The sequence below is a fragment of the Pseudomonas sp. FW305-70 genome (assembly GCF_058783925.1).
The window spans coordinates 12153-36090 of the sequence record NZ_JBYSYZ010000015.1; the positions used below are offsets into that span (position 1 = coordinate 12153).

The window sequence follows — 23938 nt, forward strand, 5'->3', positions numbered from 1 at the left end:
GTCGCTTGACTCCAATAATAAAAGGCCGAGCCATGTCACTCACCCTGGAGCACGTCAGCCGCACCGTCGAGGGCCAGACCTGGATCGACGATGCCAACCTGAGTTTTGAACCCGGTTCCTTCAACGTTTTGCTGGGGCGCACCCTGTCCGGCAAAACCAGCCTGATGCGCCTGATGGCCGGTCTGGACAAGCCCGACAGCGGGCGCATCCTGATGAACGGCGTCGACGTTACCCAACGGCCAGTGCGTTTGCGCAATGTGTCGATGGTTTATCAGCAATTCATCAATTACCCGACGATGACGGTGTTCGACAACATCGCCTCGCCGCTGCGCCAGGCCGGTGTATCCAGCGAGCTGATCCAGAGCAAGGTGCTGGAAACCGCGAAGATGTTGCGCATCGAAAAATTTCTGAAGCGCTATCCGCTGGAGCTTTCCGGTGGCCAGCAACAACGCACGGCCATGGCCCGGGCGCTGGTCAAGGATGCCGAGTTGATCCTGTTCGACGAGCCACTGGTCAACCTCGACTACAAGTTGCGCGAGGAACTGCGCCAGGAAATGCGCGAGCTGTTCAAGGCGCGCCATACCATCGCGATCTATGCCACCACCGAACCCAACGAGGCCCTGGCCCTGGGCGGCACCACCACCATTCTTCACGAAGGGCGGGTGATCCAGAGCGGCCAGTCGTCTTCGGTCTATCACCAGCCGCAAACCGTGCTGGCGGCGGAGCTGTTCTCCGAGCCGCCGATCAACCTGATGCCGGGGCGCATTGCCGGCAACGAAGTGAGTTTCGCCAACTTCGTGCACTTTCCGCTGAACGTCGATTTGCGCCCGGTGGGCGAGGGCGAGTTCCGTTTCGGCGTGCGACCCAGCCATATCTCGCTGGTGCCGAGCAATGACGATGACCTCGAACTGGCGGTGACCGTCGAGGTGGCCGAAATCAGCGGTTCGGAAACCTTCCTGCACGTGCGCAACGAGCATTTCCTGCTGGTGCTGCACTTGCCGGGTGTTCACGAATACGACGTCGATGCGCCGATCCGTATCTACATCCCGACCCATAAACTGTTTGTGTTCGATACGCAGGGCCGGCTGGTTCAGGCGCCGGGCCAGCGTGTCGCGAGGGTAGCCTGATGGCCGAAATCCGTTTGCAGAACCTCGCCCACAGTTACACCAAAACCCCGGTGGGACCCGAGGACTACGCGATCCGCGAGATGGACCACATCTGGGAGCAGGGCGGCGCCTATGCGTTGCTCGGTCCGTCGGGCTGTGGCAAATCAACCTTGCTCAACATTATTTCCGGGCTGCTCAGCCCGTCCCAGGGGAATGTGCTGTTCGACGGCAAAGCGGTCAACGACCTGACGCCGGAGAAGCGCAACATTGCTCAGGTTTTTCAGTTCCCGGTGGTCTACGACACCATGACGGTGTTCGACAACCTGGCCTTCCCGCTACGCAACCAGGGCATGGCCGAGGCAAGCATTCATACCAAGGTGCAGGAAATCGCCGAAGTCCTCGACCTGCAGAGCCTGCTGAGCAAAAAGGCGCGCAACCTCACCGCCGACGAAAAACAGAAAGTCTCCATGGGCCGTGGGCTGGTGCGCGACGATGTGTCGGCGATCCTGTTCGACGAGCCGCTGACGGTGATCGACCCGCACCTGAAGTGGAAACTGCGACGTAAGCTCAAGCAGATCCACGAACAGTTCAACATCACCATGGTTTACGTCACCCACGATCAACTGGAGGCCTCGACCTTCGCCGACAAGATTGCGGTGATGTACGGCGGGCAGATCGTGCAATTCGGCACACCACGGGAATTGTTCGAGCGCCCGAGTCACACCTTTGTCGGCTACTTCATCGGCAGCCCGGGGATGAACCTGATCGAGGTGCAGCCGCAGCCGGGGGGCGTCGGGTTCGCCTCGACCCACCTGCCGCTGTCCGAGGCCATGCAACAACGCATCGCCGAATCCGAATGGCAAACCCTGAAGGTCGGCATTCGCCCGGAGTTCGTCCATGTCTGGGACGAAGCCTTTGATGATGCGCTGCGGGCACAAGTCGTACATGTCGAAGACCTGGGTACCTACAAGATCATGAGCCTCAACCTCGACGGCGCCACCCTGAAAGTGCGCCTGGCCGAAGACAAACCGGTGCCGCAAGGCACGGCCTACATCAGTTTTCCGGCGCAATGGCTGATGGTCTATGCCGATGATTTCCTGCTCGAAACCAATGCCAATCAAGGGGCGCAGCCATGAACAAGGTGCAGAACAACAAGGCCTGGTGGCTGGTGCTGCCGGTGTTCCTGCTGGTGGCGTTCAGTGCGGTGATCCCGATGATGACTGTGGTCAACTATTCGGTGCAGGACATCTTCGACCAGTCCAGCCGCTATTTCGTCGGTGCCGACTGGTACAAGCAGGTACTGCTCGACCCTCGGCTGCACGACTCGCTGCTGCGCCAGTTCATCTATTCCGCCTGCGTGCTGCTGATCGAAATTCCGCTGGGCATCGCCATCGCCCTGACCATGCCGACCAAGGGCCGATGGTCTTCGGTGGTGCTGATCGTGCTGGCGATCCCGCTACTGATCCCGTGGAACGTGGTCGGCACCATCTGGCAGATCTTCGGCCGCGCCGACATCGGCTTGTTGGGGGCGAGCCTCAAGGCCATGGGCATCAGCTACAACTATGCGGCGAACACGGCGGACGCCTGGGTCACCGTGCTGGTGATGGACGTCTGGCACTGGACCTCGCTGGTGGCGCTGTTGTGTTTCTCCGGGTTGCGGGCGATTCCGGATGTGTATTACCAGGCGGCGCGGATCGACCGAGCCTCGGCCTGGGCGGTGTTCCGGCACATTCAGTTGCCCAAACTCAAGAGCGTGCTGCTGATCGCCGTGATGCTGCGCTTCATGGACAGTTTCATGATCTACACCGAGCCCTTCGTGCTCACGGGCGGCGGTCCGGGCAATGCCACGACCTTCCTCAGCCAGACCCTGACCCAGATGGCCGTAGGGCAATTCGACCTGGGGCCGGCCGCGGCGTTCTCGCTGGTGTACTTCCTGATCATCCTGTTGGTGTCCTGGCTGTTCTATACCGCCATGACTCACTCTGACGCCAACCGTTGAGGCCCGCGCCATGAGCAAAAGAAAGCTTATCCCCCTGCTGCTCTACATCCTGTTCCTGCTGGTGCCGATCTACTGGCTGCTGAACATGTCCTTCAAGAGCAACAGCGAAATCCTCGGCGGCCTGACGCTGTTCCCGCAGGATTTCACCCTGGCCAACTACAAGGTGATCTTCACCGACCCGAGCTGGTACACCGGCTACATCAACTCGGCGTATTACGTGAGCCTGAACACGATCATTTCCCTGACCGTGGCACTGCCGGCGGCGTATGCCTTCTCGCGTTATCGCTTCCTGGGCGACAAGCACCTGTTCTTCTGGCTGCTGACCAACCGCATGGCGCCGCCGGCGGTGTTCCTGTTGCCGTTCTTCCAGCTGTATTCGTCGATCGGGCTGTTCGACACCCATATTGCCGTGGCCCTGGCCCACTGCCTGTTCAACGTGCCGCTGGCGGTGTGGATTCTCGAAGGCTTCATGTCCGGCGTGCCCAAGGAAATCGACGAAACCGCCTACATCGATGGCTACAGTTTTCCCAAGTTCTTCGTGAAGATTTTCATCCCGCTGATCGGCTCCGGCATTGGTGTGACGGCGTTCTTCTGCTTCATGTTTTCCTGGGTCGAACTGCTGCTGGCACGAACCCTCACCTCGGTGAACGCCAAACCCATCGCGGCGGTGATGACCCGCACCGTTTCGGCATCCGGTATCGACTGGGGTGTACTGGCAGCGGCGGGGGTGTTGACCATCCTGCCGGGCATGCTGGTGATCTGGTTTGTTCGCAACCACGTGGCCAAGGGCTTTGCCCTGGGCCGGGTATGAGGAGCTGATGATGGAATGGATGAGTTGGACCGCCCCTACGGCGGCGTTCTTCGGCGTCATTGCCTTGATCCTGGTGGGCATGACCACCTGGGAGTTGCGTTCGCCGAGCGTGCTTCGGCGAGGTTTGCTACCGATTGCCACCACCCGTGGCGATCGCTTGTTCATCGGTCTTCTCGGCAGCGCCTACCTGCATTTGCTGGTAATCGGCGTCACCGACTGGAGCATCTGGGTGGCGTTCGCGTTGTCCCTGGTGTGGCTGTTGGCTGTGATGCGTTGGGGCTAGTCGAATCGCTCGGCACTGTTGCTCCGAAACCCAATAAGGAGGTCTTATGTTCGACAAAAACAATAAGCTGCGACATAGCATTTCATTGGCAGCCATGCTGGCACTCAGCGGTTTGAGCGCTTCGGCCTGGGCCGATGCTTACGAAGATGCCGCAAAAAAATGGATCGGCAGTGAATTCAAGCCATCCACGCTGACGGCCGATCAACAGCTGGAAGAGTTGAAGTGGTTCATCAAGGCGGCGGAACCCTTTCGCGGAATGAACATCAAGGTGGTGTCGGAAACCATCGCCACCCACGAGTACGAGTCCAAGGTGCTGGCCAAGGCCTTTACCGAGATCACCGGGATCAAGCTCACCCACGACCTGCTGCAGGAAGGCGATGTGGTGGAAAAGCTGCAGACCGTGATGCAATCGGACAAGAGCATCTATGACGGCTGGGTCAACGACTCGGACTTGATCGGTACGCACTTTCGGTACGGCAAGACCGAATCGATCACCGACCTGATGGCGAACGAAGGCAAGGACTTCACCTCGCCGACCCTCGACCTCAAGGACTTCATCGGCATTTCCTTCACCACCGCGCCGGACGGCAAGATCTACCAGCTGCCTGACCAGCAGTTCGCCAACCTGTACTGGTTCCGCGCCGACTGGTTCGAGCGCGCGGACCTTAAGGCCAAGTTCAAGGAGAAGTACGGCTACGACTTGGGCGTACCGGTGAACTGGTCCGCCTATGAAGACATTGCCAGGTTCTTCAGCGAAGACGTCAAGGAAATCGACGGCAAACGCGTCTACGGGCACATGGACTACGGCAAGAAGGACCCGTCCCTGGGCTGGCGCTTCACCGATGCCTGGTTCTCCATGGCCGGTGGCGGCGACAAGGGCATCCCCAACGGCTTGCCGGTGGACGAGTGGGGCATTCGTGTCGAGGACTGCCACCCGGTGGGTTCCAGCGTGACCCGCGGTGGCGACACCAACGGCCCGGCGGCGGTGTTCGCCACCACCAAGTACGTCGACTGGCTGAAAAAGTACGCGCCACCGGAAGCGGCGGGCATGACCTTTTCCGAATCCGGCCCGGTGCCCTCCCAGGGCAGCATCGCCCAGCAGATTTTCTGGTACACCGCCTTCACCGCCGACATGACCAAGCCAGGCCTGGCGGTGATGAACGCCGATGGCACGCCGAAATGGCGCATGGCGCCGTCACCACGGGGACCGTACTGGGAAGAGGGCATGAAGCTGGGCTATCAGGACGTGGGTTCCTGGACCTTCATGAAGTCCACGCCCGAGAAGCAGAAACTGGCGGCCTGGCTCTATGCGCAGTTCGTGACCTCGAAAACCGTGTCGCTGAAGAAAACCATCGTCGGCCTGACGCCTATCCGCGAATCGGACATCAACTCACAAGCGATGACCGACCTGGCGCCGAAACTCGGTGGCCTGGTGGAGTTCTACCGCAGCCCGGCCCGCGTGCAATGGACCCCGACCGGGACCAACGTACCTGATTATCCTCGCCTCGCGCAGTTGTGGTGGAGCCACATCGCCGAAGCGGCCAGCGGCGACAAAACCCCGCAACAGGCACTCGACGGCCTGGCCAAGGATCAGGACGCGATCATGACCCGTCTGGAGCGTTCGAAGGCACAAGCCACCTGCGCACCGAAAATGAACCCCGAGCGCGATGCTCAGTACTGGTTCGACCAGCCGGGCGCACCGAAACCTAAACTGGAAAACGAGAAACCTAAGGGAGAGACCGTGAGCTACAGCGAGCTGCTGAAATCGTGGGCGGATGCGCGTAAGTAAGTGTTTGGGAGTGTGAAAGGCGAACGGCACCGAAAGGTGCCGTTTTCATTTGTGCCCGTTCCGCCCCCTTCGCGAGCAAGCCCGCTCCCACACTGGATCAGCGTCGGCCACCATTTTTTTGTTCGCTGCACATCAAGTGTGGGAGCGGGCTTGCTCGCGAAGAGGCCGTCTCAGTCACCAAATTTCATCAGCCGAACGAACATCTACGTGTTGAGTCATTTGGCGAAAATCAGAAACCTCAAATTTGACTACCTTCGAAATCATCAAGCATGTCATCAGGCAACGGGGCATCAAAGTGTTCGGGGATCACCCGTTTGGCTTTCATTGTTCCTATTCGTTGGTTACGTGACTGTTCTGCCTCTACCGCGTGATTCACCTCCAATGCAGCCAACTTCTCGACAGTATCAGGTGCCAGTTTTGGCAGTTTGACCTTGTGTGTCCGCAGCGTCACTTTGACTTTGCGCTCGTCGGCCAGGGCTTCGAGGCCGTCCTTCAGTTCGGAAAAAATGTCACGGATCATTGTTCGTTCTCGCGTTGATTTACTTATCCTGAAGTCATTCAAGATGAAGCCAGGTACTCAATGCCGGCTGTAGGACGACCCTGGGTATTGCGCGAGAGTGTTCCGGTTTTTTTTGAAATAGCGGAGGGAGTGGTAACAAATCTTACAAAAACAGAAACGGCACCCGAAGGTGCCGTTTCCGTTTACTGCCGAGAGCCGCCTAAGCGATCAACCCGCCAGACCCGATTGCTGAACCAGGTTCAGCAGCGGTTGTGGGTACAGGCCGAGGAAGAAAGCCAGTACCGCGATGGCCAGCAGCATCACGCCGCCTGCACGTTGTTCCCAGTGCAGCTGGGCATCGACGCGACGAAGGTTCGGTTCGATCAGGTACAGGGTGACCATCACACGCAGGTAGTAGAACACGCCGATGGCGCTGCCCAGTACCAGGGAGCCGACCAGCCACCATTGGTGCGACTCGACACCGGTGGCGATGATGTAGAACTTGCCGATGAAGCCCGCGGTCAGCGGGATACCTGCCAGGGACAGCATCATCACGGTCAGTACGGCGGTCAGGTACGGACGGCGCCAGAACAGGCCGCGGTATTCGTACAGGGCGTCTGCGTCACGGCCTTTGTACGGCGAGGACATCAGGGTGATCACGCCGAAGGCGCCGAGGCTGGTGATCACGTAGGTGACCAGGTATACGCCGATGGCTTCCACGGCCAGGCCCTTGCTCGCCACCAGGGCGATCAGCAGGTAGCCGAAGTGGGCGATGGACGAGTAACCCAACAGACGCTTGAGGTTGCTCTGGGTCAGTGCCAGCAAGTTACCGAACAGGATCGACGCAATGGCGATGATGGTCAGCACGTCGCTCAGCACGCCGCTGCTGGCCGCTGGCGAGATCTGGAACAGGCGCACCATCACTGCGAACACGGCTACTTTGGAAGCGGTGGCCAGGAACGCTGCGACCGGTGCCGGAGCACCCTCGTAGACGTCTGGAGTCCAGAGGTGGAAGGGCACCAGCGACAGCTTGAACGCCAGGCCGATCAGCATCATGCCCAGGCCCAGTTGTGCCAGCGAGCTTGGCAGGCCGGTAGCCGCCAGCGCCTGACCGATGCCGACGAAGCTCAGGGAGCCGGAGTCTGCGTACAGCAGGGCCATACCGAACAACAGGAACGCGGAGCCGGCAGCCGACAGCACCATGTACTTGATACCGGCTTCCAGCGAACGCTTGTTGAAGAAGGCATAGGCCACCAGACCGTAGACCGGCACCGACAGCAGTTCCAGACCGATGAACAACCCGGCCAGGTGCTGCGCGCTGACCAGCACCAGGCCACCGGCGGCGGCCATCAGGATCAGCAGGTACAATTCTTCACGGTTGCCCGGGTAACCCGTGCCGCCATCGCCGAGGTAGGCGTGGGCGAGGGTGACACAAGCGAGGGTGGCGACCAGGATCAGTGCCATGTACAGGCAAGCGAAGCTATCGATTTGCAGCAGTGGGGTCACGGCCAATGGCGCGACCTTCAAGGCTGGCAGGATCGACAGCAACGCCAGGTTCAGACCCGCCACGGACAGCAGGAAGGTCTGGGAGTGGTTGCGGCGCCAGGCGATCGCCAGCATCACCACGATGATCGTGGCGCTGGTAATCAACAGCGGCGCTAGCGCGATAAAGTGTTGAGTCGTGAATTCCATAGCGCTCTTACCGGGCCGAAGCGAGTTGAGTGAAGGCGGTGCCGAGCCATTGCTGCACGCCATGCATCGTAGCGGCAGAGGTATCGAGGAACGGTTGTGGGTAGATGCCGATGTAGACCAGCAGCGCTGCCAGACCGACCACCATGATCATTTCGCGACCGTCCATGCCATGCAGTACCGCGTCCGACTTGGCTGGGCCGAAGAAGGCACGGTGGACCATGATCAGCGAGTAGACCGAACCGAACACCAGGCCGGACGTGGCGATGATGGTGACCCATGGGGCGATCGGGAAGGTGCCGATCAGGATCAGGAACTCACCGACGAAGTTACCGGTACCCGGCAGGCCCAGGGACGCCGCCGCGAAGAACAGGCTGAGGGCCGGCAGGTAGGCGATCTTCGACCACAGGCCACCCATTTCACGCATGTCGCGGGTGTGGGTGCGTTCGTACAGCTGGCCACTCAGGATAAAGAGTGCCGCCGCCGACAGACCGTGGGCCAGCATCTGCATCACCGCGCCCTGCAGTGCCAGTTGGCTGCCGGAGTAGATGCCGATCAGTACGAAGCCCATGTGGGAAACGGACGAGAAGGCGATCAGACGCTTGATGTCGGTTTGCGCGAACGCCAGGAACGCACCGTAGAAGATCCCGATCAGACCCAGGGTCATGGCGATCGGCGCGAACTCGGCCGAGGCATTCGGGAACAGCGGCAGGGCGAAACGCAGCAGGCCGTAGGCAGCGGTCTTCAGCAAGATACCGGCGAGGTCGACGGAACCGGCGGTCGGCGCCTGGGCGTGAGCGTCAGGCAGCCAGGAGTGGAACGGCACCACGGGCAGCTTGACCGCAAAGGCGATGAAGAAGCCGAGCATCAGGATGTACTCGGTGGTCATCGACATCTTGGTCTTCAACAGGTCGGCGTAGTTGAAGGTAATCACGCCGGTGTCGTTGAAGTTGACCAGTACCAGACCCAGGATCGCCACCAGCATGATCAGGCCGGAAGCCTGAGTGAAGATGAAGAACTTGGTCGCCGCGTAGATCCGGGTTTTCTTGCCGTCCGAAGAACTGTGACCCCAGAGCGCGATGAGGAAGTACATCGGCACCAGCATCATTTCCCAGAAGAAGAAGAACATGAACAGGTCGAGGGCGAGGAACACGCCGACGACACCGCCCAGGATCCACATCAGGTTCAGGTGGAAGAAGCCAACGTGACGCTGGATCTCTTTCCACGAGCAGAGTACCGAGAGGACACCCAGCAGGCCGGTCAGCATGATCATCAACAGCGACAGGCCGTCGAGGGCCAGGTGCACATTGATGCCGAAGCGCTGGATCCAGACGTGCTTGAACTCAAGCGCCCAGGTCGGATCGGCACCCGGTGCCGGAGCAAATGAATAGTCACCGTTGGCCCACAGCCAGAGGCCGAGGGAAAGCAGCAGGGACATGGTGATCAGCGCAATCCAGCGGGGGAGGGTGGCGCCGAAGCGCTCACCCATCCAGCACAGCAGGCCGCCGATGAAGGGGATCAGGATTAGCCAAGGCAGAATCATGACGGGTTCGTTTCCTTTCGCAAATTCGCAAGGTTCATATCAGACCGCTACCAGCACGACGGCGCCGATGACCAGCACGGCACCCGCAGCCATCGAGGCGGCATACCAACGCAGTTGACCGGTCTCGGTACGGCTCAGGGCGGTGTGACCGCCTTTGGCCATGCGCGGGATCAGACCGATGGTCTGGTCGAGCGGGTCTTTGCGCAGGATGTGGCTGATCGCCAGGTACGGCTTGACGAACAGTTTGTCGTAGATCCAGTCGAAGCCCCAGGCAGCGAACCACCAGGCCGAAAGGACACGGCCGATGCCGCTGTTGGCGATGGCCGTCACGAAGCGACGCTTGCCGAGGAACAGCAGCGCGGACAGCAGGATACCGGCCAGGGCGATGGCGCCCGAAGCGATTTCCAGGCTGTGCTTGGCTTCGCCGCCGGCGTGGCCGACGCTCTCAGGCAGCACGCCGTGCAGCGGCGGAACGATCATTGCGCCGACGAAGGTCGACAGCACGATCAGCACCGACAGTGGCAGCCAGTGGGCAATGCCGTGACCGGCGTGGGCTTCGGTCTTCGCTTCACCGTGGAATGCGATGAAGATCAGGCGGAAGGTGTAGAGCGAAGTCATGAACGCACCCACCAGACCTGCGTAGAGCAGACCGTGGTTGCCGCTGGCGAACGCTTCCCAGAGGATTTCGTCCTTGGAGTAGAAGCCCGCGGTGACCAGTGGCAGGGCCGCCAGGGCCGCGCCGCCGACGATGAAGCTGGCGTAGGCCAGTGGCAGCTTTTTCCACAGACCGCCCATCTTGAAGATGTCCTGCTCGTGGTGGCAGGCAACGATCACCGCACCGGATGCAAGGAACAGCAGGGCCTTGAAGAAGGCGTGGGTCATCAGGTGGAAGATCGCGCCATCCCAGGCACCGACGCCCAGGGCCAGGAACATGTAGCCGATCTGGCTCATGGTCGAGTAGGCGAGGATACGCTTGATGTCGGTCTGAACCAGGGCTGCAAAACCTGCCAGGACCAAGGTCACGCCACCGACAATGCCTACCAGGTGCAGGATTTCCGGCGCCAGGGTGAACAGGCCGTGGGTACGGGCGATCAGGTAGACACCGGCGGTCACCATGGTTGCGGCGTGGATCAGTGCCGAAACCGGGGTAGGACCGGCCATCGCGTCCGCCAGCCAGGTTTGCAGTGGCAGTTGCGCGGATTTACCGACAGCGCCGCCCAGCAGCATCAGGGTGGCCATGACCATCCAGAAGTCGCCGGCCTGGAATTTCTGCGGTGCCAGCACCAGCAGTTCCTGGACGTTCAGCGTGCCCAGTTGGGCAAACAGAATGAACAGGCCGATGGCCATGAACACGTCACCGATGCGGGTCACGATGAAGGCTTTGAGTGCGGCGTTACCGTTGTTGCGGTTGCTGTAGTAGAAACCGATCAACAGGTACGAGCACAGGCCCACGCCTTCCCAGCCGAAGTACAGGAACAACAGGTTATCGCCCAGCACGAGGAACAGCATGCTGGCGATGAACAGGTTGGTGTAGGCGAAGAAACGCGAGTAACCGGCTTCACCGCGCATGTACCAGGACGCGAACAGGTGGATCAGGAAGCCGACGCCGACAACCACACCGAGCATGGTCAAGGACAGGCCGTCCAGGTACAGGGCGAAGTTAGGCGTGAAGCCTTCCACCGCCATCCACTGCCACAACACCTGGGTGTAGTGACCGCCTTCCGGCGGGGCGACGTTGAATTGCCAGATCACGTAGGCGGTAACGATCGCCGACAGACCGATGGAGCCGACGCCAATCAACGCGGCCAGGTTTTCCGAGATGCGTCCACGGGAGAAAGACAGCAGCAGGAAACCGATGAGAGGGAATACGAAAGTCAGATAGAGAAGGTTCATCCGCGCATCTCACTGGCAGCGTCGATATCGAGCGTGTGGAAGCGGCGATACAGTTGCAGCAGGATCGCCAGGCCAATACTGGCCTCGGCGGCTGCCAGGCTGATCACCAGGATGAACATGATCTGTCCATCCGGCTGCGCCCAGCGGCTACCGGCAACGATGAACGCCAAGGCGGAGGCATTCATCATGACCTCCAGGCTCATCAGCACGAAAAGGATGTTGCGGCGGACCATCAGGCCGACCAGGCCGAGGCAGAACAGGATGCCGGCGACCGCCAGACCATGCTCCATGGGGATAGCAGGCATCGTCATTGCTCCTTGGCTTCGTTGCGGCCCAAGTGGAACGCCGTGACGGCTGCGGCGAGCAGCAGCATCGAGGCGAGTTCAACCACCAGCAGATAAGGACCGAACAGGCTGATGCCCACGGCCTTGGCGTCTACGGTGGTGTGGCCGATGGCTTCACCGGTCTGGTGGGAGAACAGCACGTACAGCAGTTCCACCAGCAGCAGCGTGGCGAGGAGGACCGGGCCGCCCCAGATGCCAGGCTTGAGCCAGGCGCGCTCTTGCTGAACCGAGGCCGGGCCCAGGTTCAGCATCATCACCACGAACACGAATAGCACCATGATGGCGCCAGCATAGGCGATCACTTCCAGGACACCGGCAAACGGTGCGCCGAGGGCGAAGAACGTCATGGCCACGGCGATCAGCGAAATGATCAGGTAGAGCAGGGCGTGCACAGGGTTGGTGTGGGTGATCACGCGAAGCGTGGACACCACAGCGATACCCGATGCGAAATAGAAAGCGAATTCCATCTTTCTTCCTTAAGGCAGCAAGCTCTTCACGTTGATCGGCTGGGCTTCGTTCTGCGCGGAGCCTTTCGGCTTCCCGGCAATCGCCATACCTGCAACACGATAGAAGTTGTAATCAGGGTTTTTGCCGGGGCCGGAGATCAGCAGATCTTCTTTCTCGTAGACCAGGTCCTGACGTTTGAACTCGGCCATCTCGAAATCCGGTGTCAGCTGGATCGCGGTGGTCGGGCAGGCTTCCTCGCAGAGGCCGCAGAAAATGCAGCGCGAGAAGTTGATGCGGAAGAAGTCCGGGTACCAGCGACCGTCTTCGGTTTCAGCTTTCTGCAGCGAGATGCAACCGACCGGGCAGGCCACGGCGCACAGGTTGCAGGCTACGCAACGCTCTTCGCCGTCGGGGTCGCGGGTCAGGACGATACGTCCACGGTAGCGCGGCGGCAGGTAGACCGGTTCTTCCGGGTACTGCAGCGTGTCGCGCTTGCGGAAGGCGTGGCCGAAAATCATCACCAGGCTGCGAAGCTGGGTGTAGAAGCCATGCACGATGTCAAATATGTACTTCATGATTCTCTATCCTCACTGAGCCGCGACGGCGGGCGTGTTGAGCAACACGATCGCAGCGGTCACCAGCATGTTGACGAGGGTCAGCGGCAGGCAGAACTTCCAGCTGAAATCCATCACTTGGTCATACCGTGGGCGCGGGATCGAAGCGCGCAGCAGGATGAAGATCATGATGAAGAACGCGGTTTTCAGTGCGAACCAGATGAACGGGATCTGCGGCAGAAGGCCGAACGGACCGTGCCAGCCACCGAAGAACAAGGTCACCAGCAGCGCCGAAATCAACACGATGCCGATGTACTCGCCGACGAAGAACATGCCCCATTTCATGCCGGCGTATTCAATGTGGTAACCGTCGGCCAGTTCCTGTTCTGCTTCCGGCTGGTCGAACGGGTGACGGTGAGTCACGGCCACGCCAGCGATGAAGAAGGTCAGGAACCCGAAGATCTGCGGAATGATGAACCACAGGTTCTGCGCCTGATATTCAACGATGTCGCGCATGTTGAACGAGCCGACCTGGATCACGATGCCCATCAGCGACAGGCCCATGAACACTTCGTACGACACAGTCTGCGCCGAGGCACGCAAGCTGCCCAGCAGGGCGAACTTGTTGTTGCTCGACCAGCCGGCGAACAGCACCGCGTAGACCGAGAGGCCGGCCATGGCGAAGAAGAACAGGATGCCGATGTTGATGTCCGCCACGCCCCAGGTCGGGGTGATCGGGATGATCGCGAAGGCAATCAGCAGGGCGCTCATGGCCACGACCGGTGCCAGGGTGAAGATCATCTTGTCGGCGAATGGAGGCGTCCAGTCTTCCTTGAAGAACATCTTGATCATGTCGGCGGCGATCTGGAACGCGCCGAACGGACCGACGCGGTTCGGACCGTAACGGTCCTGCCAGAGCGCGAGCAAACGACGCTCGACCCAACTGAGCAGGGCGCCGCAGATCACCACGGCGAGCAGAATCACCACGGCCTTGAGGACCGTGATGATGATGTCGATCACTTCAGGAGTGAACCAGGTCATTGAGCTGCCTCCTGCAGACCGTCAACGGAAAAGCCTGCGATCGCTGGCGGAATGCCGGCGATGCCCGCAGGCAATGCCACCAGGCCTGCGCCCAGCTCTTCATTGATACGCAGCGGCAGACGCAGGGTCTGGCCGGCCACGTTCAGGCTCAGCATGGCACCGTCGTTGACGCCCAGGCGGTCGGCTTCGGACTTGGCCAGTGCGACGTAGGCCGCCGGAATGCGTTCCTGGACCGGAGCGGCTTTCGAAGAGTTTTCTTCGCTGCCGAACAGGTGGAAGAACGGAACGACCTGCCAGGTGCCTGGAGCCGGGTTGAACGCGCGTGGAACGCTGGCGAACCAGTTCAGCGAGTCACCGGTGCTTTCGATCAGGCGGGTGCCCGGGTCGCCAGCGCGGATGTGACCACCGACTTCGTCCTGGAACTTGTTCCAGGCTTGCGGCGAGTTCCAGCCCGGAGACCAGGCGAATGGCACTTGCTGACGCGGTTCGGCCGAACCCGAGTAACCTTCCATGGAGAAGGCGAACGCGGTGTCCTTGTCCTGCGGGGTACGCGGTTCGTGCACGTTGATGTCGGCGCGCATGGCGGTACGACCGGAGTAGCGCAGCGGTTCACGGGCCAGTTTCATGCCCTTGATGCGGAACGCGGCGGACGGTGCGGCGTCGACAATGCGGTTCAGGACCGGTGTGCTGGAAGCGACAGCGGCGGTGACGTGGTCCAGCTGGGTCCAGTCGATCGGCTGGTTCAGCAGGGTGGCGCGCAGGGCATGCAGCCAGCGCCAGCCTTCGTGGACCAGGATGCTCGCGTCCATGTACTTCGGATCGAAGACCTGGAAGAAGCGCTGGGCGCGACCTTCCTGGCTGACCAGGGTACCGTCGCCTTCAGCGAAGCTGGCGGCTGGCAGTACCAGGTGCGCGCGATCGCTGGTGGCAGTCTTCTGATGGTCGGCCACGATCAGCACTTTCGCGGCGCTCAGGGCAGCATCGACACGGGCCTTGTCGGTACGGGTGTACAGATCGTTTTCCAGCACGACAATGGCGTCGGCCTTGCCGTCGATCACCGCTTGCAGCGCGGCGTCGACCGATTCACCACCGAGCATGGCCAGGCCGAGGCTGTTGGCCTCCGGCACGATCAGGCTGATGGAACCGTTCTTCTCGCGCAGCTTCAGGGCCTTCGCAATGTTGGCAGCAGCCTCGATCAGCGCTTTGGAGCCCAGGGAAGTACCGGCGATGATCAGTGGGCGCTTGGCCGCGAGCAGGGCGTCGGCAATGCGCTTGGCCAGCTCAAGGGCTTCAGCGTCCAGGCCTTCAACGGCCGGTGCGCTGGCGTCGAGGGCGTGCGCCACGGCGAAACCGATGCGGGCCAGATCGTCGGGAGCGGCGTGAACGCACTCTTCGGCGATGTCGTCGAGCTTGGTTTCAGCCAGGCTGGCGATGAACAGCGGGTTCAGCGCGTGCTGGCCGATGTTCTTCACGGCGGCGTCGAGCCAAGGCTGGACGCGCATGGCGTCGGCCATGTCTTCGGCCTTGCCCTTGACCGATTGACGCAGGGACAGGGCCATGCGCGCAGCCGTCTGGGTCAGGTCTTCACCGAGGACGAACACGGCGTCGTGGTCTTCGATGTCGCGCATGTTCGGCACTGGCAGCGGGCTGTCTTTGAGCACTTGCAGGACCAGGCGGATGCGCTCCAGTTCGGCGGCTTCGATACCCGAGTAGAAGTGCTCGGCACCGACCAGTTCGCGCAACGCGTAGTTGCTTTCGAGGCTGGCGCGTGGCGAACCGATGCCGACGATGTTGCGACCGCGCAGCAAATCAGCAGCTTTATCCAGCGCGTCGTCGAGACTCAGCTTGGTGCCATTGGCCAGCTGCGGCTGACGTGGACGGTCTTCGCGGTTGACGTAGCCATAGCCGAAACGGCCACGGTCGCACAGGAAGTACTGGTTCACCGAACCGTTGAAACGGTTTTCGATGCGGCGCAGTTCGCCGTAACGCTCGCCCGGAGAGATGTTGCAACCGCTGGAGCAGCCATGGCAGATGCTCGGCGAGAACTGCATGTCCCACTTGCGGTTGTAGCGCTCGGAGTGAGTCTTGTCAGTGAACACACCGGTCGGGCAGACCTCGGTGAGGTTACCGGAGAACTCGCTTTCCAGGGTGCCGTCTTCAACGCGACCGAAGTACACGTTGTCGTGGGCGCCGAATACACCCAGATCGGTGCCGCCGGCGTAGTCCTTGTAGAAGCGCACGCAGCGGTAGCAAGCGATGCAGCGGTTCATTTCGTGGGAAATGAACGGGCCCAGTTGCTGGTTCTGGTGGGTACGCTTGGTGAAGCGGTAACGGCGCTCGTTGTGGCCGGTCATTACCGTCATGTCTTGCAGGTGGCAGTGACCACCTTCCTCACAGACCGGGCAGTCGTGAGGGTGGTTGGTCATCAGCCATTCAACAACACTGGCGCGGAACGCCTTGGACTCTTCATCTTCGATGGAGATCCAGGTGTTGTCGGTGGCAGGGGTCATGCAGGACATGACGATGCGACCACGGGTGTCGTTCTCGTCGGTGTACTGCTTGACCGCGCACTGGCGGCAAGCGCCAACGCTGCCAAGGGCAGGGTGCCAGCAGAAATAAGGGATATCGAGGCCTAGCGACAGACATGCCTGTAACAGGTTGTCTGCCCCATCGACTTCGAGCTCTTTGCCGTCTACGTGGATAGTGGCCATGGTTCAAAGTTCTTCGTTGGCCCGGTGTCAGCGGGCGTGGCTAATGGAATCTTGTTATCCGCGTGAATCAACACAGCCGCTTACGGCGTCATCACACGAAAAGCGAAGGGCACGGACCCTTCGCCTTTTTAAGCAGTTACGCGCCGACTACGATCGGCCTTGCCAGAGGCGGGACGGCGGCGCTGACAGGCGCGATACCGGCTTCGAACTCTGGACGGAAGTATTTGATTGCGCTGCCCAACGGCTCCACGGCGCCCGGTGCGTGAGCACAGAAGGTCTTGCCTGGGCCGAGGAAGCCGACCAGGCCCAGCAGGGTCTCGATGTCGCCTGGCTGGCCTTCACCGTTCTCGATGGCCATCAGGAGCTTGACGCTCCATGGCAAGCCATCGCGGCACGGGGTGCAGAAACCACAGGATTCGCGGGCGAAGAACTGCTCCATGTTGCGTAGCAGGGACACCATGTTGACGCTGTCGTCCACCGCCATGGCCAGGCCGGTACCCATACGGGTACCCACTTTGGCGATGCCGCCGGCGTACATTTGTGCGTCCAGGTGTTCCGGCAACAGGAAGCCGGTACCGGCGCCGCCAGGCTGCCAGCACTTGAGCTTGTAACCGTCGCGCATGCCACCGGCGTAGTCTTCGAACAGCTCGCGACCGGTGACGCCGAACGGCAATTCCCACAGGCCCGGGTTCTTGACCTTGCCGGAGAAGCCCATGAGCTTGGTGCCCATGTCTTCACTGCCTTCGCGGGCCAGGGATTTGTACCAGTCCACGCCGTCGGCAATGATCGCCGGCACGTTGCACAGGGTCTCGACGTTGTTCACGCAAGTCGGCTTGCCCCACACGCCCACGGCGGCAGGGAAGGGCGGCTTGGAGCGCGGGTTGGCGCGGCGGCCTTCGAGGGAGTTGATCAGTGCGGTTTCTTCACCGCAGATATAACGCCCGGCACCGGTGTGGACGAACAGCTCGAAATCGAAACCGCTGCCCAGGATGTTCTTGCCCAAAAGGCCTGCTGCCTTGGCTTCTTCCACGGCACGGTTCAGGTGCTTGGCGGCGGTGGTGTACTCGCCACGCAGGAAGATGTAGCCGCGGTAGGTTTTCAGCGCACGGGCACTGATCAGCATGCCTTCGATCAGCAGATGGGGCAGTTGCTCCATCAGCATGCGGTCTTTCCAGGTGTTCGGCTCCATTTCATCCGCGTTGCACAGCAGGTAGCGGATGTTGATGGATTCGTCCTTGGGCATCAGGCCCCACTTCACGCCAGTGGGGAAGCCCGCACCGCCGCGACCCTTGAGGCCGGAATCTTTCACGGTCTGGACGATGTCGTCCTGGGCCATGTCGGCGAAGGCTTTGCGTGCAGCGGCGTAACCGTTCTTGGCCTGGTACTCGTCGAGCCATACGGCTTCGCCGTCGTCGCGCAGACGCCAGGTGAGCGGGTGAGTCTCGGCCGAACGCTTGATGCGGTTGGCTGGACCGAAGGAAGTCAGGGTCATACGTAGCCCTCGAGCAATTTGGCAACGCCTGCTGGCTGCACATCACCGAACGTGTCGTCGTCGATCATCAGCGCCGGCGCCTTGTCGCAGTTGCCGAGGCAGCAGACCGGCAGCAGGGTGAAACGACCGTCGGCGGTGGTCTGACCCAGGCCGATGCCGAGCTTGCTCTGGATTTCGCTGACCACGGACTCGTGGCCGCCGATGTAGCAGACCATGCTGTCGCAGACGCGAATGATGTGGCGGCCGACCGGCTGACGGAAGATCTGGCTGTAGAACGTCGCCACGCCTTCAACGTCGCTGGCCGGGATGCCGAGGATCTCGCCGATGGCGTACAGGGCGCCGTCCGGCACCCAGCCACGTTCCTTCTGGACGATCTTCAGGGCTTCGATCGACGCCGCGCGCGGGTCTTCGTAGTGATGCAACTCGTGCTCGATGGCCGAGCGCTCGGTTTCACTCAAGGTGAAACGGTCTGTCTGGATAAGCGTGCTGTTCATGCTTAGCGGTCCACGTCGGCCATAACGAAGTCGATACTACCCAGGTACGCAATCAAGTCCGCGACCATGCTGCCTTTGATCACCGAAGGGATCTGCTGCAGGTGCGGGAAGCTTGGGGTACGAATCCGGGTGCGGTAGCTCATGGTGCCGCCATCGCTCGTCAGGTAATAACTGTTGATGCCCTTGGTCGCTTCGATCATCTGGAAGGATTCGTTGGCCGGCATGACCGGGCCCCACGAAACCTGCAGGAAGTGCGTGATCAAGGTTTCGATGTGCTGCAGGGTGCGCTCTTTCGGCGGCGGCGTGGTCAGCGGGTGATCCGCCTTGTACGGGCCTTCCGGCATGTTGCGCAGGCACTGGTCGATGATCCTGATGCTCTGGCGCATCTCCTCGACGCGCACGATGCAGCGGTCGTAGGCATCGCCGTTGGCAGCCAGCGGCACTTCGAATTCGAAGTTCTCGTAGCCCGAGTACGGACGCGCTTTACGCAGGTCGAAATCGCAACCGGTCGAACGCAGGCCTGCACCGGTGACGCCCCATTCCAGGGCCTCTTTGGTGTTGTAGTCGGCGACGCCGATGGTCCGGCCACGCAGGATGCTGTTGTCCAGGGCGGCTTTCTGGTATTCGTCCAGACGCTTGGGCATCCACTCGACGAAGTCCTTGACCAGCTTTTCCCAACCGCGCGGCAGGTCGTGGGCGACGCCACCGATGCGGTACCAGGCCGGGTGCAGGCGGAAACCGGTAATCGCTTCGATCACCGTGTACGCGCGCTGGCGGTCGGTGAAGGTGAAGAACACCGGGGTCATGGCGCCGACGTCCTGGATGTAGGTACCCAGGAACAGCAGGTGGCTGGTGATCCGGAAGAACTCGGCCATCATGATGCGGATGACGTCGACCTTCTCGGGCACCTTGATGCCGGCCAGCTTCTCGACCGAGAGCACGTACGGCAGGTTGTTCATCACGCCGCCGAGGTAATCGATACGGTCGGTGTACGGGATGAAGCTGTGCCACGACTGACGCTCGGCCATTTTCTCGGCACCACGGTGGTGGTAACCGACGTCCGGTACGCAATCGACGATCTCTTCACCGTCCAGCTGCAGGATGATGCGGAATGCACCGTGCGCCGAAGGGTGGTTCGGGCCGAGGTTGAGGAACATGTAGTCCTCGTTCGGGCCGGAGCGCTTCATGCCCCAGTCTTCCGGCTTGAAGCGCGCGGACTCTTCTTCGAGCTGCTGCTTGGCCAGGTTCAGGGTGAACGGGTCGAACTCGGTGGCGCGGGCCGGGAAGTCCTTGCGCAGCGGGTGACCTTCCCAGGTCGGCGGCATCATGATGCGCGACAGGTGCGGGTGGCCTTTGAAGTCGATGCCGTACATGTCCCAGACTTCACGCTCGTACCAGTTGGCGTTCGGCCAGATGCTGGTGACGGTCGGCAGGCTGAGGTCGCTCTCGGACAAGGCGACCTTGATCATTACGTCACTATTACGTTCGATCGACATCAAGTGGTAGAACACGGAGAAGTCGACGCCGTTCGGCAGCCCTTGACGCTTGGTGCGCAGACGCTCGTCCACGCCGTGCAGGTCATAGAGCATGACGTACGGCTTGGGCAGGTTACGCAGGAAAGTCAGGACTTCGACGAGTTTGGCGCGGGCAACCCAAAGCACCGGCATGCCGGTGCGGGTAGGCTGGGCGGTGAACGCCTCCGGGCCAAAACGGTTGTTCAGTTCGACGACCACATCCTGGTCGTCTGCCTTGTAAGGCGGGATGTACAGAGCACTGCCTGTAGTCATGGTTATTTATCGCTTTCGGTCAACGTAAAGAATGAAGCCAGGTTCTCGTTCTATATAAGAAGCAGATCTGGATCAGACTTCGTCGGGGCTGCGCAGGTTGGTTACCTGAATACGCTGTTCGCGGCGCTTTTCCTTCTCGGAAGGCATCTCGGCGCGATACACGCCTTGATCGCCAACGACCCAGGAAAGTGGGCGACGCTCCTGGCCAATCGACTCCTGCAACAGCATCAGGCCTTGCAGGAAAGCTTCAGGGCGGGGCGGGCAGCCAGGCACGTAGACGTCCACGGGCAGGAACTTGTCCACCCCTTGAACGACGGAGTAGATGTCGTACATGCCACCGGAGTTGGCGCACGAACCCATGGAGATGACCCATTTAGGCTCGAGCATTTGCTCGTAGAGACGCTGAATGATCGGCGCCATCTTGATGAAGCAGGTACCGGCGATAACCATGAAATCCGCCTGGCGCGGCGATGCCCGGATAACTTCGGCGCCAAAGCGCGCGATGTCGTGGGGCGCCGTGAAGGCGGTGGTCATTTCCACGTAGCAGCACGAAAGACCGAAGTTATACGGCCACAGGGAGTTCTTGCGCCCCCAGTTGATCGTGCCGTTGATCACGTCTTCGAGCTTGCCCATGAAAATGTTTTTGTGGACTTGATCTTCTAACGGATCGGAAACGGTTTCCCGCTGGCCAATCGGATACTGCTCGTTAGGAGCATCGGGGTCGATCCTGGTGAGATTGTATTGCATTGCCAAAGCCTCATTGTTTCAGCTTCGCTTGCCGCTTGCGCCGAGCTTCCGGAGCCCAGTCAAGGGCGCCCACTCGGAATAGGTAGACAAGGCCTGCCAACAGAATTGCTATGAAAACGAGAGCTTCGACGAATCCGGTCCAGCCGCTTTCGCGGACGGACACAGACCATGCAAAGAGAAAGAGAGCTTCGATATCGAAGATCACGAAGAGCATCGCGACCAGATAGAATTTGGCTGAGAGCCGCAAGCGGGCGCCACCTGTAGGTAGCATGCCGGACTCGAACGGTTCGTTTTTGCTGCGGCCCCAGGCTTTTGACCCGAGGAGGCTGGAGACGCCCAGCATGAAGGCACAGAGGCCGACGACGCCTAGAAGGAAAATGGCAAAGCCCCAGTTGTGGGCCATGAGTCCTGTCGCTTCGGGCATGCTGGTAATCCTTAACAGAGAGCAAAGGTCTCTGAGCTTGAAAAGAAACAAAAGCAGTGACGATATGTCGCAGCAATCAATCCCACTGATTTTATGGCTAAACACCCGGCAAGTAAAATTCCTATAGCGAAATTATTTATAGGAATAAGGACATAGCGAGCCATAAAGGCCCTGTGGCCCTTGGCCCGTGGGCATTAGCCGGCATTTCGTCAATTATGTTTTGTAGGGAATGTAACGAACATAGTTGTTGCTAAATGATAATCAATATTGTTTGTCTTGGTTTTTATACTGCTTGTCCTTCAGATACTCGGGAAGTTGTCTTATATGGGCGTTACTTGTAGGAGCGAGCTCGCTCGCGATGGTCGTGAACGATAACGCGGGGAACCAGATTCCCCAGCGGCGTCCTTGAGTTTTTCGCGAGCAGGCTCGCTCCTACAGGGAGAGTGTGGTGTTGGTGAACTCTCAGGCAAAAAAACGCCCCGAACCAGGCGGTCGGGGCGTCAGATGTGCAGCGCTGCGGTTAGCTTTCTATTCGGCCCGCGGCGGCTGATGTCTCAGGCGAAGCAGATCAGTGGAACTGTTCTTCTTCAGTCGAGCCGGTCAGTGCGGTTACCGAAGACGAGCCACCCTGGATCACGGTGGTCATGTCGTCGAAGTAGCCGGTGCCCACTTCCTGCTGGTGGGCCACGAAGGTGTAACCCTTGGCGGCGTCAGCGAATTCCTGCTCTTGCAGCTTCACGTAGGCAGTCATGTCGTTGCGGGCGTAGTCGTGCGCCAGGTTGAACATGCTGTGCCACATGTTGTGAATGCCGGCCAGGGTGATGAACTGGTGCTTGTAGCCCATGGCGGACAGTTCGCGCTGGAACTTGGCGATGGTCGCGTCGTCCAGGTTTTTCTTCCAGTTGAAGGAAGGCGAGCAGTTGTACGACAGCAGTTGGTCCGGGTATTCCTTCTTGATCGCTTCAGCGAAGCGACGAGCCTCGTCCAGGTCCGGCTTGGCGGTTTCGCACCAGATCAGGTCGGCGTACGGAGCGTAGGCCAGGCCGCGAGCGATGGCCTGGTCCAGACCGGCGCGCACTTTGTAGAAGCCTTCCTGGGTACGTTCGCCGGTTACGAATGGCTGGTCGTACGGGTCGCAGTCGGAAGTCAGCAGGTCGGCAGCGTTGGCGTCGGTACGGGCCAGGATGATGGTCGGCGTACCGGCGACGTCAGCTGCCAGACGGGCAGCGGTCAGCTTCTGCACGGCTTCCTGGGTAGGAACCAGAACCTTGCCGCCCATGTGGCCGCATTTCTTCACGGAAGCCAGCTGGTCTTCGAAGTGAACGCCGGCGGCGCCTGCTTCGATCATGCTCTTCATCAGCTCGTAGGCGTTCAGTACGCCGCCGAAACCGGCTTCGGCGTCAGCCACGATCGGTGCGAAGTAGTCGATGTAGCCAGCGTCGCCAGGGTTCTTGCCGGCTTTCCACTGGATCTGGTCGGCACGACGGAACGAGTTGTTGATGCGCTTGACCACGGTTGGAACCGAGTCCACCGGGTACAGCGACTGGTCCGGGTACATCGATTCGGCGGAGTTGTTGTCCGCAGCAACCTGCCAGCCCGACAGGTAGATTGCCTGGATACCGGCTTTGACTTGTTGTACAGCCTGGCCGCCGGTCAGGGCGCCCATGCAGTTGACGAAATCTTTCTCAGGACGGAAGGCTGGCTTGGCACCCTGGGTGACCAGGTTCCACAGCTTCTCGGCGCCCATTTTTGCAAAGGTGTGCTCAGGTTGAACCGAGCCACGCAGGCGGACGACGTCAGCAGCGGAGTAAGTGCGTGTCACGCCTTTCCAGCGCGGGTTTTCAGCCCAGTCTTTTTCGAGGGCTGCAATTTGCTGTTCGCGTGTCAGTGCCATGGGAGATAAACCTCGTCGCGTCTTTATGAAAAGTTGTTCTGCGGTGGAAAATTCCTGCGCTCGCTGACCAGAAGCTTAAGCGGTCAAGTCGGATTCGGCGGGGAGGGCGACGGGATGAACGATGGGCTCGAGGGGAAGTGAGCAGGTAAAGGCGAACTGCGGGCGCATTCGGGCGTCGTGGGCCTTGGTACGAACATCAGTGTGGTGCCGGGTTACCTATTACGCTTCCGTCCCTCGGGACAACTTCGTTCCAGTCGACAACCTCGTCAAACACACCTTGTGGGCGGTACAGACACGAAGCGGTTCGCGGGGTAGGTGCGAACATCGCCTCGAAGGCCCTTGCCAGGGCCCCTGATTAGCGGGAGCGAGGCCATCATGCCTTCGCTTTTTT

General features: G+C 60.5%; 21 protein-coding genes. 6 read left to right on the forward strand and 15 right to left on the reverse strand.

Translation table 11 applies throughout. The features are described from left to right. Positions 1-32 precede the first annotated feature (32 nt). Genes AC3WN7_RS13770 through AC3WN7_RS13795 form a run of 6 tightly spaced genes read left to right on the forward strand, consistent with a single transcriptional unit; the run spans position 33 to position 5988 of the window. Positions 33-1127, forward strand: coding sequence for an ABC transporter ATP-binding protein (locus AC3WN7_RS13770; RefSeq protein ID WP_015094365.1), 1095 nt, complete (start codon positions 33-35; stop codon positions 1125-1127). Then, on the forward strand, positions 1127-2242 hold the full coding sequence (locus tag AC3WN7_RS13775; protein ID WP_102674004.1) for an ABC transporter ATP-binding protein: 1116 nt from the start codon (positions 1127-1129) through the stop codon (positions 2240-2242). Before AC3WN7_RS13770 ends, AC3WN7_RS13775 begins: the two co-directional genes overlap by 1 nt. Next, entirely contained in the window at positions 2239-3105 is an 867-nt protein-coding gene (locus tag AC3WN7_RS13780; RefSeq protein WP_102674003.1) for a carbohydrate ABC transporter permease, read from the forward strand. The genes AC3WN7_RS13775 and AC3WN7_RS13780 overlap by 4 nt, the downstream gene beginning before the upstream one ends. Positions 3106-3115: 10 nt before the next feature. Further along, a complete protein-coding gene (locus AC3WN7_RS13785) occupies positions 3116-3916 on the forward strand; it encodes a carbohydrate ABC transporter permease (RefSeq protein ID WP_007970460.1) in 801 nt (266 codons plus the stop codon). 10 nt (positions 3917-3926) lie between these two features. Then, a complete protein-coding gene (locus tag AC3WN7_RS13790; protein WP_015094367.1) occupies positions 3927-4199 on the forward strand; it encodes a DUF2160 domain-containing protein in 273 nt (90 codons plus the stop codon). A gap of 46 nt (positions 4200-4245) precedes the next feature. Continuing rightward, entirely contained in the window at positions 4246-5988 is a 1743-nt protein-coding gene (locus AC3WN7_RS13795; protein ID WP_102674002.1) for an ABC transporter substrate-binding protein, read from the forward strand. Between the two features lie 238 nt (positions 5989-6226). Here AC3WN7_RS13795 and AC3WN7_RS13800 read toward each other — a convergent pair whose 3' ends face one another. The 15 genes from AC3WN7_RS13800 to aceA all read right to left on the reverse strand — a co-directional run bounded on the left by AC3WN7_RS13800 (position 6227) and on the right by aceA (position 23547). Continuing rightward, complete coding sequence (locus tag AC3WN7_RS13800) at positions 6227-6508, reverse strand: type II toxin-antitoxin system prevent-host-death family antitoxin (RefSeq protein ID WP_102674001.1); 282 nt, start codon at positions 6506-6508, stop codon at positions 6227-6229. A gap of 207 nt (positions 6509-6715) precedes the next feature. Then, positions 6716-8179, reverse strand: a complete 1464-nt coding sequence (gene nuoN, locus AC3WN7_RS13805) for an NADH-quinone oxidoreductase subunit NuoN (RefSeq protein WP_015094370.1) — start codon at positions 8177-8179, stop codon at positions 6716-6718. Positions 8180-8186: 7 nt separating this feature from the next. Beyond that, a complete protein-coding gene (gene nuoM / locus AC3WN7_RS13810) occupies positions 8187-9719 on the reverse strand; it encodes an NADH-quinone oxidoreductase subunit M (RefSeq protein ID WP_095966506.1) in 1533 nt (510 codons plus the stop codon). A 39-nt stretch (positions 9720-9758) separates the two neighbouring features. Then, positions 9759-11612, reverse strand: coding sequence for an NADH-quinone oxidoreductase subunit L (gene nuoL, locus AC3WN7_RS13815; protein WP_095966505.1), 1854 nt, complete (start codon positions 11610-11612; stop codon positions 9759-9761). Continuing rightward, complete coding sequence (nuoK, locus tag AC3WN7_RS13820; RefSeq protein ID WP_007946416.1) at positions 11609-11917, reverse strand: NADH-quinone oxidoreductase subunit NuoK; 309 nt, start codon at positions 11915-11917, stop codon at positions 11609-11611. The genes nuoL and nuoK overlap by 4 nt, the downstream gene beginning before the upstream one ends. A gap of 2 nt (positions 11918-11919) precedes the next feature. Beyond that, positions 11920-12423 (reverse strand): NADH-quinone oxidoreductase subunit J, encoded by a 504-nt coding sequence (gene nuoJ / locus AC3WN7_RS13825; protein WP_015094373.1) that lies wholly within the window; start codon positions 12421-12423, stop codon positions 11920-11922. A gap of 9 nt (positions 12424-12432) precedes the next feature. Further along, positions 12433-12978, reverse strand: a complete 546-nt coding sequence (gene nuoI, locus AC3WN7_RS13830; protein WP_015094374.1) for an NADH-quinone oxidoreductase subunit NuoI — start codon at positions 12976-12978, stop codon at positions 12433-12435. 12 nt (positions 12979-12990) lie between these two features. After that, positions 12991-13998, reverse strand: coding sequence for an NADH-quinone oxidoreductase subunit NuoH (gene nuoH / locus AC3WN7_RS13835; RefSeq protein ID WP_102674000.1), 1008 nt, complete (start codon positions 13996-13998; stop codon positions 12991-12993). Next, the gene (gene nuoG / locus AC3WN7_RS13840) at positions 13995-16709 is read right to left on the reverse strand and encodes an NADH-quinone oxidoreductase subunit NuoG (protein WP_095966503.1); all 2715 of its coding nucleotides are present in this window, start codon (positions 16707-16709) and stop codon (positions 13995-13997) included. The genes nuoH and nuoG overlap by 4 nt, the downstream gene beginning before the upstream one ends. Positions 16710-16845: 136 nt before the next feature. After that, entirely contained in the window at positions 16846-18201 is a 1356-nt protein-coding gene (gene nuoF, locus AC3WN7_RS13845; RefSeq protein WP_095966502.1) for an NADH-quinone oxidoreductase subunit NuoF, read from the reverse strand. Continuing rightward, on the reverse strand, positions 18198-18695 hold the full coding sequence (gene nuoE, locus AC3WN7_RS13850; RefSeq protein ID WP_008020715.1) for an NADH-quinone oxidoreductase subunit NuoE: 498 nt from the start codon (positions 18693-18695) through the stop codon (positions 18198-18200). Before nuoE ends, nuoF begins: the two co-directional genes overlap by 4 nt. A 2-nt stretch (positions 18696-18697) precedes the next feature. Next, positions 18698-20482, reverse strand: coding sequence for an NADH-quinone oxidoreductase subunit C/D (gene nuoC, locus AC3WN7_RS13855; protein WP_095966501.1), 1785 nt, complete (start codon positions 20480-20482; stop codon positions 18698-18700). A gap of 72 nt (positions 20483-20554) precedes the next feature. After that, a complete protein-coding gene (locus AC3WN7_RS13860) occupies positions 20555-21229 on the reverse strand; it encodes a NuoB/complex I 20 kDa subunit family protein (protein ID WP_102673999.1) in 675 nt (224 codons plus the stop codon). A 10-nt stretch (positions 21230-21239) separates the two neighbouring features. Beyond that, complete coding sequence (locus tag AC3WN7_RS13865; protein WP_003223812.1) at positions 21240-21653, reverse strand: NADH-quinone oxidoreductase subunit A; 414 nt, start codon at positions 21651-21653, stop codon at positions 21240-21242. 568 nt (positions 21654-22221) lie between these two features. Then, the gene (gene aceA / locus AC3WN7_RS13870; protein WP_007970439.1) at positions 22222-23547 is read right to left on the reverse strand and encodes an isocitrate lyase; all 1326 of its coding nucleotides are present in this window, start codon (positions 23545-23547) and stop codon (positions 22222-22224) included. Positions 23548-23938: the final 391 nt, after the last annotated feature.